The sequence below is a fragment of the Halogranum rubrum genome (assembly GCF_900114455.1).
Classification (GTDB): domain Archaea; phylum Halobacteriota; class Halobacteria; order Halobacteriales; family Haloferacaceae; genus Halogranum; species Halogranum rubrum.
In genome coordinates, this window is sequence record NZ_FOTC01000006.1 from 49,203 (window position 1) to 65,145 (window position 15,943).

The window sequence follows — 15,943 nt, forward strand, 5'->3', positions numbered from 1 at the left end:
CTGGCCGGCGAACCGTTCTTGGCGTAACGTTTATCCCCACACTCCGAAACCATCGACTGATGTCAGACTTAGCGACCTCCCCGTACGACGTGCGCGAATACGGGGCGACGGGCGACGGGGACGCACTCGAGACAGATGCGCTTCAGCGTGCGCTCGACGATTGTGCCGAGAACGGAGGCACCGTACACGTGCCGCCGGGGACGTATCGCACCGAACCGCTTCGCGTCGGCGACGACACGACGCTCCATCTCGAAGCCGGTTCCACACTGCAGTTCGCACGGGATTACACGGCGTTTCCGACGGTCGAGAGTCGATGGGAGGGGTGGAACCAAGCCGGATTCCACCCCTGTCTACTCGTCGACGACGCCGAGAACGTCGCCGTCACCGGTCGAGGAGTAATCGACGGACAGGGCGACTACTGGTGGGAGTTCTACGACATGCCCGACTCCGAGTATCCCGACGGACTGAAAGAGCGACTGGCCGAGTTCGACGCCCTGAACGACAAAGCCGACGACGTGAGCAGTTTCACACTTCGTCCGCCGCTGTTTCAGGTCTCGGAGTCGGAGAACGTCACCGTCTCGGGTGTGACGCTTCGGAACTCGCCGTTCTGGAACACTCACATCGTCTACTCGAAGAACGTCACGCTCCACGACGTCAACGTCGAGAACCCAGCGGATGCTCCCAACGGAGACGGAATCGACATCGACTCCTCACGGTTCGTCCGCATCAGCGACACCTACATCAACGCCGGTGACGACGCCATCTGCATCAAGTCGGGGAAGAACGCGGAGGGACGAGAGGTCGGTCGCCCGGCCGCTCAGATTACGGTCACGAACTGTACGGTCGAGGCTGGACACGGTGGAATCGTCATCGGCAGTGAGATGTCCGGGGACGTACGGGACGTCACCGTCACCAACTGTACGTTCACGGACACCGACCGCGGCGTCCGTATCAAGACGCAACGTGACCGCGGTGGTGTCGTCGAGGACCTTCGCTTCGACAACATCGTGATGCGGCGGGTGACCTGTCCGTTCGTCATCAACGGGTACTACTTCATGGACATCGACAGCGACCCGGTCCCCGTCGACGAGACGACACCGATGGTCCGGAACGTCCACTTCCACAACATCACCGCTCGTGATGTCTCGTACGCGGGATTCTTCGCGGGGTTGCCGGAACAGCCGTTCGAGGGACTCTCGTTCAGCAACGTCAGTATCGACGCGACGCGCGCGCTCGACGCGACGGATATCTCGCCCGCGATGGCGGAGAACTACGACGCGTCGCACACCTTCTACTGCAAGTCACTCGGGGACGTCTCGTTTCGAGACGTCGAGATTACGGTCCCCGAGAGCCCCGCACTGGCCTTCGAGGAAGTCGAGTCGGTCTCTATCGACGGCCTTCGACTCCGCGGCGACGGACACACACCGGCCGTGACAGTGAGAGACGTCGGGACGACGCGGATTCACGGCTGTCATGTTCCCTCCTCGAGTGGACCGTTCCTCAGGGTCGGTGGATCGTCAACTCAGACAGTGACGCTCTCTGGAAACGACGAGAGCCTCGACGAGCGTATCGAACTCACCGAGACGGCAACCGAGACGACTGTCCAGTAGTCGTAGTGCGCTCGTACGGGTGAGTTTCGAAAACTGACACTCGACGACCTCTCGCCGCCTCTTTGTCGTGTTTTTACCGTCGCATTCGTCCTGTAGAAGCGCGCTACGTGACCTTCTCTCCATCCTGACTAGTGGTAGCTCTCTATCGACTGTCGCTCGCGTGCCTCGACACGTACTCTTTTTCTCGAGACGACTGCTCTCGCCGCCCGCTCGAAGCCTGTCTGTTCCCCCCTCGCGAACAGTATCCTGTCGTTTACCGGCGAACACCAGTTGTCAAACGAACCGAAGGGATGGTCTCTACGTTCTCCTTCGCAAGCTGATTTGGGCCAATCCGTGTCGACAGTAGGTCTGTCTTCGGGGCAATCAGAATAATCACTCTCCACCACTTTCGGTGTCGTCGGTTGGGATTACAGTTCTAAATGTGTAATGAAGGCAGAGAGAGCGAGCGCGGGGTGTTCCCCCTTGGGGAACAAAGTACCGGGTGACCAGGCTAGCACTCCCCCTTCGCACGAGTGAATCGACAGCATCTGTGCAAAAAGCTATTATAGATCGTTCATAGAACGACAACACAGCAACAATGGAGAACGAAATGCATTCGGAAGGATCCCTTCGTGTCGGCCTGGTTGGGTTGGGGAGCCTGGGAATCCGTCTCGGCCGCGAGTTCGACCGACTCTCGGGAGCAGAACTCGTCGCACTCGCAGATGTCAGTCAAGAGATTCTGGGTTCGGCCGGTCGCGAACTGGGCGTGCCGATGTCCGAACAGTACGCGGAGTACGAGACCATGTTGGACGAAGCGTCGCTCGACGCTGTGGCGATTGCGACACCCAACGGCCTCCACTACGACCAAGCGACGACGGCACTCGACCGAGGGCTCCACGTCCTCTGCGAAAAGCCGCTCTCGACGACAGTTTCCGACGCACTCGACCTGACCCGGCGGGCGGAGTCGGGCGAGGAGGTAGTGATGTTGGGCTACCAACGTCACCTCAATCCGGCGTTCATCGCCGGGCGGGAACGTTGGGCGCTCGGCGAACTCCGTCCCACGTTCATCACGGGCGAGATTACCCACGATTGGCGTGAGTACTACGAGGAGATGACGGATTGGCGGATGGACCCGGAACTGAGCGGTGGTGGCCATCTCCTGAACGTGGGAACGCACATCATCGAGGCGATTCTCTGGATGACGAACCTCACGCCGACTCACGTCACGGCGAACATCGAATTCCACGACGAGGAGCAACTCTTCGACAAACAGACGTCCATGCTCGTCGAGTTCGAGAACGGCACCGTGGCGAACATCGCCGACACGGGTATCGTGCCGAGGACGAGAGAACACATCCACATCTGGGACGACGAAGGTGCAGTCTACTTCGAAGGTCGTGAGTGGGACGACCGAACGGCCTACACGATAGACACCGAAGGAACGGAACACAGACCGTACCCCAGTGACTGCGGGAGCAAAGCGGCGGCGTTCGTCGAGTCCATCGCCGACGGCACGGAACCGCCGTCGACAGCACGAGACGCGCTCTGGGCTACTATCGTCACGATGGCCGCCTACGAGTCGGGTCGGCGCGACGAGCGAATCGACATCGTCGAGCACTACCCCGCCCTCGAAGACTGCCCTCGTTGAGACGCTCTGGGCCGCTTCGACTGCGGAACGCGTTCTTTTTGACACGACCGTATAGGCAGAGATAATGATAGTTAAATATATATAGGGGACTTTGTATTGTTTTACCATGCCAGATTCTAGCAACTGGCGGGACGACCTGAGTACCAGACGCAGTTTCCTCAAGATGGGTGCAGTCGGCGGGGCAACACTGATTGCCGGCTGTTCCGGCGGCGAAACCCAGGGAACACCCGCACCCGGCGGCGACGGAGGGAGTAACGCGAACGGCAGCGGCGGCGGAGGCGGACAAGCGTCGGGGAATCGGTTCCGAGTCTTCGACCCACTGACCAGCGGCGCCACCCCGACGGAGCGACACTTCAACCCGTGGAACCCATCCCAGACGGGATGTTGGCACCCGGGCGCAGCCGTCTTCGACCGTCTCGCCGTCTACAGTCCGACCCACAACGAAGCGTACCCACTCATCGCGAAGTCGTGGGAGATGGCCGACGAGAGTACGCTCGAAGTCACGCTCAACGACCAGTGGACCTGGCACAACGGCGACACGTTCGTCGCCCAAGACTGGGTGATGCAACAGGAGATGGAGCTAGCGATTCGCGCTGCGAGCGAAGACGCGTCGGAACCGCTCATCAATTCGGTCGAAGCGGTCGACGACCACTTCATCCGTATCGGACTGAACACCGAGCTTTCGGAAATCTTCGCGGTTCAGAACACCATCGGCATCTACAACGGTAACCTCGCTCGGGGTGTGTTCACGAAGCACGACGACGACCAGTGGGTCGACTGGCACGAACGGTTGGTCAACGGGTCCGGCCAAGAGAAGTCGGCCGCCGTCGAAGAGATTACCACGACGAAGTATCCGAAGGTTACAGACGACCCCATCGGCCACGGCCCGTTCCAGATCGCGGAGGTCGGTGACGACATCGTCATCATGGAGAAGTACGAGGACCACCCGAACGCCGACAACATCAACTTCGATCAGTTCTCGCTCAACCTCTTCTCGTCCAACCAGCCGACACAGCCATACTCGACGGGACAGGTCGACGCCGCGCACAAGGGGTTCCCGGTCCAAGACGACCTCAAGAGCCAACTCCCGGAAGGCCACAAACTGTTCCGCGAGGGACGGTCGAGCAACAAACTCTTCGCGTTCAACTGCGGTCACGGGGTCGAAGGGTACGATACGCCGTTCGAGAGTCCGAACGTCCGCAAGGCCGTCGCTCACGTGTTCAACCGTGAACAGGTCAAGCCACTCCTCCAAGGAGTCAACCGGATGTTTGAGTGGGCACCGTGTCGTGTCCCCGGGAAGGTGCTCGAAGCAGGCGATCACGAGGCAGCCGAGTGGGTCGAAGACTTCACGCTATACGGGCAGAACGACACCGAACGGGCGGCAGAGCTTCTCCGAATGGAGGGCTACTCGAAGAACGGCGACAAGTGGATGACGCCCGACGGAGAGGCGTTCGGAATCAGTATCATGAACGGTGCGGACCGACAGGACATCTCGGTGCTGAAGCGGAACCTGACCGAGTTCGGCATCGACGTCACGCAGGAACAGGTCGACGACGCGACGTTCGACGAGCGGCGTAACAACGGCCGGTACGACATCATGCCCGACGGGTCGTCCGCGAACGGTGTCACAGCGCTCTGGTCGCTGGGTCTCGTTCCGGACTGGATTCAGTCGATTACGCACTTCAAGCCGGAACGCGAGGTTCCGATGCCCGTCGGCGACCCCGACGGCGGCAGCGGTACGAAGACCATCAACGTCGAAGAACACATCCGACAGTGGCAGACGACGGGCGACTCCCAGTACCACAAGGAACTGCTGTGGTGGTGGAACCAGACGCTTCCCGAGGCAGAGATGATGTACCAGCCGGACGCCGGTGCGTACAACTCCACGAACTGGGAGATGGACGTGAGAGACGGAATCCTGAACGGCGTCGACGACGCTCTCTACATCGCACCGAAGATGCCGGACGGAGCACTGCGCTACGTGGGCGACTGAGCGATTCGGCGAAGCACACGACGACATTCGACGCGGTCCGACATCTGGCGGAACGCGCCTGTCCCTCTCTGCACCCGAGACGGTGTTTTCTGTGGCAACTGAATACTTATTAGGATTCGACCGTACCTACGCGTATGGGGTTACTACAGTCGGCGTCACGAACTGTGCTGAGCATCGACGTGTTCATCCTGCTCCTGCTAGGTTTCTCGTTTCTCTATCTCCAGCCAGGGTCGAAATCGTACGTCGTCGCACAGGTGACGCTCATTCCGATTGCGCTCACGTTCATCGCGTGTATCGCCTTGATCTACACCGGGTGGGACCCGTTCGAGTGAACCGCTCGAACTCTACTGGGTGTCGGTTCACTCGACGCGGAGCATCGTCCGAGAGCGTCCCGCCTTCCTTCCACTAGAGTCGAGAGTTCGGAGTAGCCGACAGTAGGTCGAGTACGAATAGGTTGCTACCCAGAATCTCAATACTGGGTTCATGAGTAACATTCATTAGGGTGGTCTCTAAACGATTTGCGTACCCACACCATGGCAACAATTGACTGGCGTATAAGGCGACTAGCGCAGACAGTGTTCACTGTTTGGGCTGTGACCACGCTCTCGTTCGTTCTGGTACGGCTGATGCCCGGAAATCCGATGGGGGCGATGGTTCGACAGTTAGAGCAACAGGGCGTCGACCCGGTCCGGGCGCGACAGCTCGTCGAACTCCGGTTGACGATCGACCCCAACGAACCGATTCCGATCGCGTACGTAGACTACATCGTGAACGTCCTCTCCGGGAATCTGGGACAGTCCGTCTACTACGCAGAGCCAGTCACGCAGATTCTCGCACAGGCGATGCCGTGGACCTTGTTCGTTCTTAGCTGGTCGCTCTTCATCAGTTTCTTTATCGGTATCGTGGCCGGCGCACTGATGGCCTACTGGGAGGGCGGGAAGTTCGACGTCGGCTTGACCTCGTGGGCGATTCTGATGGGCTCTATCCCGTACTACGTGTTGGCGTTCCTGCTCCTCATCTTCCTGGCGTACAGACTGAACTGGTTCCCGACGAGTGGGCGCGCACCGACTGGCGTCCCAGCCGGGTTCAACTGGCCGTTCATCAAAGGAATCGTTCACCACGCCACCTTACCCGTCCTCTCGATGCTCGTCGCGTCGGGCGTCGCTTCGCTGGGGATGCGCGGAAACAGTATCCGTGTACTTGGGTCGGACTACCTCCGAGTTGCCCGTCTACGAGGACTCTCTGACACGACGATTTCGACGCAGTACATCGCCAGAAACGCCGTTCTCCCGATGTACACGTCGTTCCTCATCAGCATCGGCGAGATGTTCGGTGGGTCGGTCGTTCTGGAGCAGGTGTTCCAGTACCGAGGACTGGGGTACTACCTCCTGGCGGCGACCTACCAACGGGACTACCCCCTGATGATGGGTGGGTTCGTCCTGATCACGGTGGCAGTCGTGCTCGCGTTGCTGATTGCCGATCTGACCTACGGACTCGTCGACCCCCGCGCAGGAGGACAGAACAGTGACTCGTACTGAACAGCGATTCGGAACCCCGAACACCTTGTCTCACCAAGAGAGTCGGGGAGTACGCGACACGGGAGAAGTGACGCCATGACTGATCACACCATCGAAGACTTACTGAGCGACGACGAACCGACCGAGACGCCGGACGACGGCGACGCTCGAACCGACGGCGGCAGTGTCACCTCGCCGTTCGACGTCGTCTCACAGTACGAAGAGACACGTCGTGACCGGTACCGAAAGCTGTACGACGCCTACGTCTACGCCCCAGTCTCGATCATCTGGAAGGACTGGCGTGCACGGATCGGGTTCACCATCGTCGCCTTCTATCTGCTGATGGGGACTGTCGGTCCACTACTCGTCGACGAGGCCGTCGTCGCAGAAGGCCCGGCACTCGCACAACCGTTCGAGAACTGGGCGTACCCACTGGGAACCGACGACATGGGTCGGGACCTCTTCTCGCAGGTAGTCAACGCGACACCGGAGATGCTGAAGATGATCACCTCGGGGGCGTTGTTCACGGTCATCGTCGGTACGACGGTCGGCGGTATCGCCGGCTACAAGGGTGGAACGGCCGACACGGTGCTGAGTTCCATCACCGACGTGTTCATCAACATTCCGGCGTTCCCGCTCGTCATGGTGCTGGCGCTGTTGCTCCCCATCGGCGGCAACCCGTGGGTGATCGGCATTCTCCTCTGTGTCGCCTCGTGGGGCGGACTCGCCCGAGCGATTCGGTCGCAGGTGTTGACGCTTCGGCAGGAACCGTTCATCGAGGCCGCTCGCGCAATCGGCGTCCCGACGCCGAAGATCGTCTTCAAGGAGATCATCCCGCATCTGATGCCGTTCGTCGTCATCAACCTCACGAACGCTGCACGGCGGGTCATCTTCGAGGCGGCCGCGCTGTACTACCTCGGCATCCTCCCGTTCGAGAACCTCAACTGGGGGGTGACGCTGAACCTGGCGTACACGGCCGGCGCACACTACAGACCACAGGCGCTTCACTGGTTCATCGTTCCGATGGTTGCAATCGTGTTCATCTCCATCGGGCTGATACTGCTCGGTCAGTCGCTCGACCGAGTGTTCAACCCGCGCGTCCGGGCGCGTCACGAGAAGACGACCGAAGCGACGGAGGACCCCGAAGAGGGTGACGGAACGAACACGGATGTCGTCGGTGGACTCTAACGGAGACACAACATGACTATCTCACAAACGGACTACGAAAGCAGTTCGGCGAAAGGCGAAACGATCATGGAGATACGGAACGCGTCGGTCTCGTTCGACATGGAACGAGGTGACTCGCGTGTTCTCGACTCTGTCGACCTCGACGTCCATCGAAACGAGGTATTGGGCGTGGTCGGCGAGTCGGGGTCCGGCAAGTCGATGCTCGCCTCTGCGTTGCTCGACGCCATCGTGGACCCGGGCGTTCTCACGGGCGACGTCACCTATTACCCCAAGAACGAGACGCCCGTCGACGTCCTCGACCTCGACAAGCAGGAACTCAAAGAGTTCCGCTGGGAACAGGTGTCGATGGTGTTCCAGGGGGCGATGAGTTCGTTCAACCCGGTCCGAAAGATCAGCACCCACTTCATCGAGACGTTGAACGCCCACGACTACAACGTCGAGGAGGGGATGGAGCGTGCACAGCAACTGCTTCGAGACCTCTATCTCGACCCGGAACGGGTCCTCGACGCGTACCCGCACGAACTCTCCGGCGGGATGAAACAGCGGGCACTCATCGCGCTCAGTCTCATCCTCGAACCGGAGGTGCTCGTGATGGACGAACCGACGGCGGCACTCGACCTGCTGATGCAGCGGTCGATCATCTCGCTGCTCCAACAGATTCAGGAGCGGTACGACCTCACAATCGTCTTCATCACGCACGACCTGCCGCTCATCGCGGACCTCACCGACCGTATCGCCGTGATGTACGCCTTCGAAGTCGCCGAACTCGGGCCGACCGAGGAGATGCTGGAGCGGCCTGCGCATCCGTACACGCGACTCCTGTTGAAGTCGACGCCGAACTTGGAGTCGCCGATAGACGAGATGCAACCGGTCGAAGGGAGTGCCCCAGACCCGGTGAACGTCCCGACTGGCTGTTCGTTCCACCCGCGTTGTCCGCTCGCGGACGACACCTGCAAGATGAACGACCCCGAGGCGTACAACGTCGACGCCACCCACCACGTCCACTGTCACCACTGGGAGGAGTCGGCCGACGCGATACCAATGACGGAGTCGTCGACGTCGGTCGAAAGCCCGACAGACCGTATCGACCGTCCGACGACCCGAGCGACGCGCAGAAGCGGCGACCAACCGTTGGTGTCGCTGGACGACGTCGAAGTCCACTTCGAGAAGGAGAAGGGTTTCTTCGACTTCTTCTCCGACCCCGAGACGGTCAAAGCGGTCGACGGCATCTCTCTCGACATCTACGAACAGGACGCGGTGGTTCTCGTCGGCGAATCCGGTTGCGGAAAGACCACGCTCGGCAAGGCGGCGGTCGGACTGCAGCGACCGACCGGTGGGAGCATCAACTACCGCGGTGAGGACATCTGGGACGTCCACGACTCGGGCGGGAGTGGCACGCTGGATTGGGGCGAGATACGTCGCTCGCTGCAAATCGTCCACCAAGACCCCGGGAGTTCGCTGAACCCCCACCGCCGGGTCAAGACGAGCCTCGAAGAACCGCTCAAACGCTGGCACGACGACCTCGACGGCAACGACCGGAAACAGCGAATCTTGGGACTGCTCGACCACGTCGGCATGTCTCCGCCGGAGGACTACTTCGAGCGCTACCCGCACCAACTGAGTGGGGGTGAACAGCAACGCGTCGCCATCATCCGCGCGATGCTGATGAACCCCGACCTCATCCTCGCGGACGAACCGGTGAGCGCACTCGACGTGTCGCTGCGCGTCGAGATGATGGACCTGATGATTCAGCTGCAGGAGATGTTCGACACGTCGTATCTGTTCATCAGTCACGACCTCTCGAACGCCCGGTACATCGCCGAGAAGACCGGCGGTCGAATCGGCGTCGTCTACCTCGGCGAACTCGTCGAAATCGGTCCGCCCGAGCAGATTCTCCACAACCCGCAGCATCCGTACACGCAGGCGCTTCGCTGGGCGACGCCAGAACTCGAACTCGCGGCCGGAATGGGCGACGACCAGACCGGCGGATCGCCGATACGGAACATCGACATCCCGGACCCGACGAACCCGCCGAGTGGCTGTCACTACCACACCCGCTGCCCCGAGGCGCGAGAGGTCTGTAAGACGGACAGCCCCGCGTCTTACCAGGCCTCGGACGCGGAGAGTCACCGCGCGGCCTGCTTCCGCACTCTTGAGGACCACGAGTACTGGAACAGCGACTCGATCGTCGACGAGGAGGAGAGTTTCGACGGCTGAACTGATTTCCTCGCTGTTCTGTCACGCCGTTTCACTTGTTTCATCACCCGTCACGTGGTCTCCTTTCCTATCGTGACGGAACCTGTACCCGAGGTGGTGGCCGCCACTCGTCATTCGGCCAAACGCTTAACCCCCCTTCAGCCGTGGCAAGACGTAGTCAGCGATGAAAATCAGAGACATCGAGACCATCCGGTTCACGTATCAGTCGACGAAGGTTCGCGACGAGAAGGGACACTCCCACCCCGGTCCGCCGCGTCAGAAGACGGGGAGTATCACGCACGTCGTCGTCGAGGGCGGGCCGGACGGCTACTGCACCGGCGGCGACGAACGAGCGAACGAGTTGGCGGCGAACTATCTCTCCGGAAAGGACCCGCTCGAACGAGAACAGCTCTGGCAGCAACTCAACCGGTCGCAACGCCTCCACAAGGGGACCTTCAGCGACTCGAACGTCTGTCGTATCGACTGTGCTCTGTGGGACGTCGCCGGGAAGCACTTCGACGCCCCGGTCTACCGACTGCTCGGCGGACACAGAGAGCGAATCCCGGCCTACGGGAGTACGATGGTCGGCGACGACGACCCCGACGGGTTGGGGACGCCGGAGGCGTACGCCGACTTCGCGCTGGAACTACTCGAAGAAGGCTATCGGGCGCTCAAACTCCACACGTGGATGCCGCCGTACGACGCCGACCCAGACCGCGTCGTCGACGCCTGTCGCGCGGTTCGAGAGGCTGTCGGACCGGACGTCGACCTCATGCTCGACTCGCACCACTACTACAGTCGCACGGAGGCGAAACGAATCGGGCAGGCGCTCACGGACCTCAACTTCAAGTGGTTTGAAGAGCCGATGGACGAACACTCGATGTCTTCGTACGAGTGGCTGACGAACAACGTCGACGTACCAATCGTCGGTCCCGAGACGGCCGAGGGGCAGATGTACACGCGTGCAGAGTGGATCAAACGCGGTATCGCCGACATCAGTCGGGTCGGTGTGGCGGACGTCGGGGGTCTTACACCGGCGCTCAAGACGGTCCACCTCTGTCAGTCGTTCAACGTCCCGTGTGAAGTTCACGGTGGGAACGTACCGAACCTCCATCTTCTCGGTGCGATGGCGACGCCGGGCGAGTACTACGAACGAGGGCTCCTCCATCCGAAGTACGACTACGACGCGGCGACGCCGTGGTTAGCGGAGACACCCGACCCACTCGACGACGAGGGCTACGTCAGAGTCCCGCAGTCACCCGGCCTCGGCTACTCGTTCGACTGGGAGTTCATCGACGAGCACCGGGTCGACGCCTGACCGGAACTACCGATTCAGTTCACCTCGTCGGAGTCCGAACCGCCGAACGATTCCCACGAGAGTCCCTTTCCGACCGCTGCGACACCGCCGTCAACGGGGATGTTCGCCGCGGTAACGAACGATGCCTCCTCGGAGGCCAGAAAGCAGATCGCATCGGCGACTTCCTTCGGAGCGGCCGCTCGCTTGAGGACGCCCGGGCCGTCCGCGTGCGGCGTCGTCCGTTCCTCGAAGAACCGCCGAGCAGCGGCCTCGTCGTCGGGTAGGTGGTACTCCGTGATGACCCACCCCGGTGAGACGGCGTTCACCCTGATACCGTCGGCGGCGTAGTCACAGGCCATATCTTGCGTCATCGAGACGACTGCACCCTTCGTCGCGTCGTACTGCGACCAGTTCGGACGGGCGACCGTCGCACCGTTCGATGCGACGTTGACGATAGCGCCGCCGTCGTCCATGAGCGGAACCAGATATTTACAGCAGAACGCGACGCCCTTCAGATTCACCGCGAGGATTCGGTCCCAACTCTCCTCGTCGGCTTCGGTGACCGGTCGCGGGTCGACGCGAACGGCGGCGTTGTTTACGAGTACGTCGACGGATCCGAACTCGTCGGCGACCGTCTCGGACAGCCGTCTCACCGCTGCTTCGTCGCCGACGTCCGTCTTGACGGCGAGTGCACGCCGATCTGTCTGCGAGCGAATCTCGGCTACCGTCGTGTCGGCAGCCTCGCGGTCACAGTCGACGACGGCGACAGACGCTCCGTGCGTCGCAAGCCGCAGACAGGTCGCTGCGCCGATTCCACTGCCGCCGCCGGTGACGACGGCGGTCGTTCCGCTGAGGCGGTCTGACATGGTCGTACCGTCTCCCTCGCGGGAGATAACTACTTCGTCGGATAGTCTGCTCCTGTCGTCGGTAGTTCCTACGTGAACATTTATCACAGCGGGGGCCGCACCGACGAGTGAGAAAGCGATGAAAACGTTCGAATCTGACGACGGGCACGTTATCGTCCGTCTCGACCGCGGTGACCGAGCACTCGAATCACTCACCGATGCCTGCGAGGACCACGACGTCGACACCGGCGTCGTTGTCTCGGGAATCGCGACGTTCAGCAACCTCAACATCCACTACGTCGACCGAACCGACCTCCCGGAGGAACAAGCCGACCGAAACGTCGACGTACAGCTCGACGGGGCGTGGGAGGTGACGAACGTCGGTGGCGTCGTCGCCGACGGCGAACCCCACCTCCACGTCACGGCGTTCGACGGCGAGCGGATGGTCGGCGGCCACCTCGAAGAGGGATGCGAGGTGAACGTCCTCGGCGAGTTCACGATCCGGAAGGTAGAGGGGTTGTCGCTGCACCGTCGACCGGGCGAACACGACGTGTCTCAGCTTCAGCATCGGTAGAGAGGTTCGAAAACACGGTTCGACGAGAGTCGGTTGACAGTTACGAAACGAGCGATACGAACGATACGACCGTAACGACGGCTACCGTCGCTGCAACCAGAGGAGCGTGTAGACGGTCGCCCCGAAGAGGACGAGTGCCGTCCCCCAGACGGCGAATATCGCGGCCCACACTCCAGTCTGCATGGCGAATCCGGCGAGGAACAAGACGAGACCGAACAACGCGATACAGAGTGTCACCGAGTGAGTGATAGTTCCGATTACACCTTGCCTTCGAGTTACCCACTTGTTGGCTTCACTGGTTTCTTGTACGGAGCTCATTGCTAGTGTGGTACGCAATAACACTATAAATCGGTTGGGATTCGAGCGAGAGACGGACGATCGAGAGAGCGGTTCGCGAAGTATCGATACGTGAGACGACGGACAGAGCACGTTCTTGTCCCCACCAAAACATTCGTATGGGTGGAATTAGCACTACCATACGCAAATGTCGACAGAGCACGGAATCTACAGCGACGGCAACTGGATAGAGTCGGAGTCGGGAGAGACCTTCGAGGTCCGAAACCCGGCAGACACGGACGAAGTCGTCGGAACCTATCAGTCCGCGACGAGCGCGGATGCCGAGACGGCCATCGAGGCTGCAGTAGCAGCACAGGACGAGTGGGCATCCACTCCGGGACCGGCACGCGGGGCGATACTGAAAGAGACGGCCGATATCTTGGAATCGCGAAAAGAGGAGTTGACCGAACTGCTCACCGCAGAAGAGGGGAAGACGCACGCGGAGGCCGGCGGTGAGGTCCAGCGCGCCATCGATATCTTCGGTTACTACGCGGAGAAGGCACGTGACCTCGGCGGTACGGCGAAAGCCGCCAGCGCGGAGAACAAACAGCTCTACACCAAGCCCGAACCGCTCGGGACCGTCTCGTTGATTACGCCGTGGAACTATCCGATTGCCATCCCGGCGTGGAAACTCGCGCCTGCACTCGCCACCGGAAACACCGTCGTGTTCAAACCGGCATCGGTCGCACCGGGCGTCTCTCGGGCGCTGTTCGAAGCACTCGACGAGGCCGGACTTCCCAACGGTGTCGCGAACTACGTGACCGGGTCGGGCAGCGAAATCGGGTCCGTGTTCGCCGACCACGAGGACATCGACGCCGTCTCGTTCACTGGCAGTACGGCCGTCGGAACGAGCGTCGCACAACAGGCCGCAGACGACCTCAAGCGCGTCCAGTGTGAGATGGGCGGGAAGAACCCGACCGTCGTGATGCCGAGCGGCGACCTGGAGATGGCCGTCGACAGCGTCGCCACCGGCGCGTTCGGCGTCACCGGTCAAGCCTGCACCGCCTGTTCCCGGGCAATCGTCCACGAGGACGTGTACGACGACTTCCTCGACGCGATTGTCGACCACGCAGAGACACTCGAAGTCGGCGACGGCAGCAGCGGCGTCGACATGGGGCCGCACGTCACCGAGAGTGAACTCGAGGAGACTCTGGAGTACGTCGACGTCGGCATCGACGACGGCGCGACTCTCGAGACGGGCGGTGAGCGACTCACGGGCGACGACTACGACGACGGCTACTTCGTCGAACCGACCGTCTTCTCCGACGTGACCCCCGAGATGCGAATCGCCCAAGAGGAGGTATTCGGCCCGGTGCTGGCCGTAATCTCGGTCTCCGACTTCGAGGAGGCCGTAGAAGTCGCAAACGGCGTCGACTACGGACTCTCGGCGAGCATCATCACCCAGGACCTCTCGGAGGCGAACCACTTCGTCGACGACGTCGAGGCCGGCGTCGCGAAGGTCAACGAGAAGACGACGGGACTCGAACTGCACGTCCCGTTCGGCGGCTACAAACAGTCTTCGACGAACACGTACCGCGAGCAGGGCGACGCCGGACTCGACTTCTTCACGTCGACGAAGACGGTCTATCTGAACTACTGACCGCTCTCGCCACGCGAAGCGTCGTCCCGATAGCCGGCGGCAGGAGACGTGAGCAGCGATTTCAAAGATGAGCACGGACGAACGGCCAGACACCGGCCGGATAGTAGCGGTGACCGCCGTCGCCTACGTGTAGTTCACAGGCGTCCGGCACGCCGGCACCGCGGTACACCGCTCGGATGCGCTCGAACGCTCGCTCCGTCCCGTCGATGGGGAAAATCGAGTCGTCCGCGCCGGCGACGACGCGGAGCGGCCGTGGGGCGATTGCCCCGGCGATGTCCCATATCTCTCCAACCCGACGGATTCCGGGGACGTAGTTACAGACACAGTGATCGATAGGCACGAGAGAGTCGGCGAACGGACACACCGAGGCACACGGGGCGACGGGCGAGAGCCGTTCGTCGAGTGCGGCCGCGTACAGCGCGACGACTCCTCCGCCGGAGTGGCCGGTGACGGCCAATCGGTCGGCGTCGAGAGCAGGGCGACGTTCTACGAACTCGATTAACTTCAGGGCGTCCCAGACGCGCTCTCCGACGAGTGTGCGCCCGACGAGTTGGAGGTTCTTCTGGAGGCGAGTACACTGTCGTCCATCCTCAGGTTGCTCCGGGTCCGCGAGTTCTCCGAAGGCTCGCATATCCGGGACGAGGGCGGCGTAGCCGCGCTCGGCGGCCTGTCGAGCGATGTCGCGTCGTTCGTCGACGATTCGTTCCTCGTCGCCGACGGTCGGCGACTCCCCCACGGCGAGTTCTTTACCGCTCTCGGCGTGTCCGTGGAGCGTGAGAGCGACCGGATACGGCGGGTCTTCGGTCGCTGGCAAGAGGAGGTAAAACGGAACGCGGAACCCCTGTTCGGTCTGAATACTCCACTTCTGTCGCTCGAAATCTTCGGTGAGCGTCGTCCCGTGACGTCGGAGAGCGGCGTCCGAGACGTCGCGTTCCCGAATCGCGGGGAACCCGAGGGCGGACTGCAACCCCTCACGAAGCCTCGTCTGCCACGCTTCGAACGCCGTTCCGGTCTCCCCGTCGTACGCGAACGGCCGGTCGTGAGTCGACAGTACATCTTCCATCCAGCGAGTGTAGTCGTGGTCGAACTCCCGGTCCATGTGAATCTCTATCGTGAGTTCCGAGTCGACGCATTAGTCACTGTCGCTCGTTCGCGCGTCA

Annotated in this window: 13 protein-coding genes; 10 read left to right on the plus strand and 3 right to left on the minus strand. The window is 61.5% G+C overall.

Annotation, left to right across the window (positions count from 1 at the left end; genetic code table 11):
- Positions 1-59 precede the first annotated feature (59 nt).
- From BM083_RS18285 to BM083_RS18320, 8 genes are all read left to right on the plus strand, one after another.
- Positions 60-1,610: a glycoside hydrolase family 28 protein gene (locus BM083_RS18285; protein ID WP_089871397.1), complete on the plus strand. Its 1,551-nt coding sequence runs from the start codon at positions 60-62 to the stop codon at positions 1,608-1,610.
- Positions 1,611-2,199: 589 nt separating this feature from the next.
- A complete protein-coding gene (locus BM083_RS18290) occupies positions 2,200-3,237 on the plus strand; it encodes a Gfo/Idh/MocA family protein (protein WP_177197697.1) in 1,038 nt (345 codons plus the stop codon).
- Positions 3,238-3,343: 106 nt separating this feature from the next.
- Complete coding sequence (locus tag BM083_RS18295; protein ID WP_089871401.1) at positions 3,344-5,230, plus strand: ABC transporter substrate-binding protein; 1,887 nt, start codon at positions 3,344-3,346, stop codon at positions 5,228-5,230.
- Positions 5,231-5,364: 134 nt separating this feature from the next.
- Positions 5,365-5,562, plus strand: coding sequence for a hypothetical protein (locus BM083_RS18300; protein WP_089871403.1), 198 nt, complete (start codon positions 5,365-5,367; stop codon positions 5,560-5,562).
- A 201-nt stretch (positions 5,563-5,763) separates the two neighbouring features.
- Positions 5,764-6,768, plus strand: a complete 1,005-nt coding sequence (locus tag BM083_RS18305; protein ID WP_177197698.1) for an ABC transporter permease — start codon at positions 5,764-5,766, stop codon at positions 6,766-6,768.
- 75 nt (positions 6,769-6,843) lie between these two features.
- A complete protein-coding gene (locus tag BM083_RS18310) occupies positions 6,844-7,935 on the plus strand; it encodes an ABC transporter permease (protein WP_089871405.1) in 1,092 nt (363 codons plus the stop codon).
- A 12-nt stretch (positions 7,936-7,947) separates the two neighbouring features.
- Positions 7,948-10,152 carry an ABC transporter ATP-binding protein gene (locus tag BM083_RS24170; RefSeq protein WP_089871407.1) on the plus strand — a complete coding sequence of 735 codons (2,205 nt, stop codon included), beginning with the start codon at positions 7,948-7,950 and terminating at the stop codon, positions 10,150-10,152.
- Between the two features lie 163 nt (positions 10,153-10,315).
- Positions 10,316-11,449, plus strand: a complete 1,134-nt coding sequence (locus BM083_RS18320; RefSeq protein WP_089871409.1) for an enolase C-terminal domain-like protein — start codon at positions 10,316-10,318, stop codon at positions 11,447-11,449.
- A gap of 14 nt (positions 11,450-11,463) precedes the next feature.
- On the opposite strand, the gene BM083_RS18325 is transcribed toward BM083_RS18320, so the two are convergent.
- Positions 11,464-12,294 carry an SDR family NAD(P)-dependent oxidoreductase gene (locus BM083_RS18325; protein ID WP_089871411.1) on the minus strand — a complete coding sequence of 277 codons (831 nt, stop codon included), beginning with the start codon at positions 12,292-12,294 and terminating at the stop codon, positions 11,464-11,466.
- A gap of 118 nt (positions 12,295-12,412) precedes the next feature.
- Here BM083_RS18325 and BM083_RS18330 point away from each other — a divergent pair, with 118 nt between their 5' ends.
- Positions 12,413-12,847, plus strand: coding sequence for a PPC domain-containing DNA-binding protein (locus BM083_RS18330; protein ID WP_089871413.1), 435 nt, complete (start codon positions 12,413-12,415; stop codon positions 12,845-12,847).
- 81 nt (positions 12,848-12,928) lie between these two features.
- Here BM083_RS18330 and BM083_RS18335 read toward each other — a convergent pair whose 3' ends face one another.
- Positions 12,929-13,165, minus strand: a complete 237-nt coding sequence (locus BM083_RS18335) for a hypothetical protein (RefSeq protein WP_089871415.1) — start codon at positions 13,163-13,165, stop codon at positions 12,929-12,931.
- Positions 13,166-13,331: 166 nt separating this feature from the next.
- Here BM083_RS18335 and xacF point away from each other — a divergent pair, with 166 nt between their 5' ends.
- Positions 13,332-14,783: a 2,5-dioxovalerate dehydrogenase gene (xacF, locus tag BM083_RS18340; RefSeq protein ID WP_089871417.1), complete on the plus strand. Its 1,452-nt coding sequence runs from the start codon at positions 13,332-13,334 to the stop codon at positions 14,781-14,783.
- A 61-nt stretch (positions 14,784-14,844) separates the two neighbouring features.
- Here the strand turns inward: xacF and BM083_RS18345 are convergent, their stop codons facing one another.
- Positions 14,845-15,882 (minus strand): alpha/beta hydrolase family protein, encoded by a 1,038-nt coding sequence (locus BM083_RS18345; RefSeq protein ID WP_089871420.1) that lies wholly within the window; start codon positions 15,880-15,882, stop codon positions 14,845-14,847.
- Between the last annotated feature and the right edge of the window lie 61 nt (positions 15,883-15,943).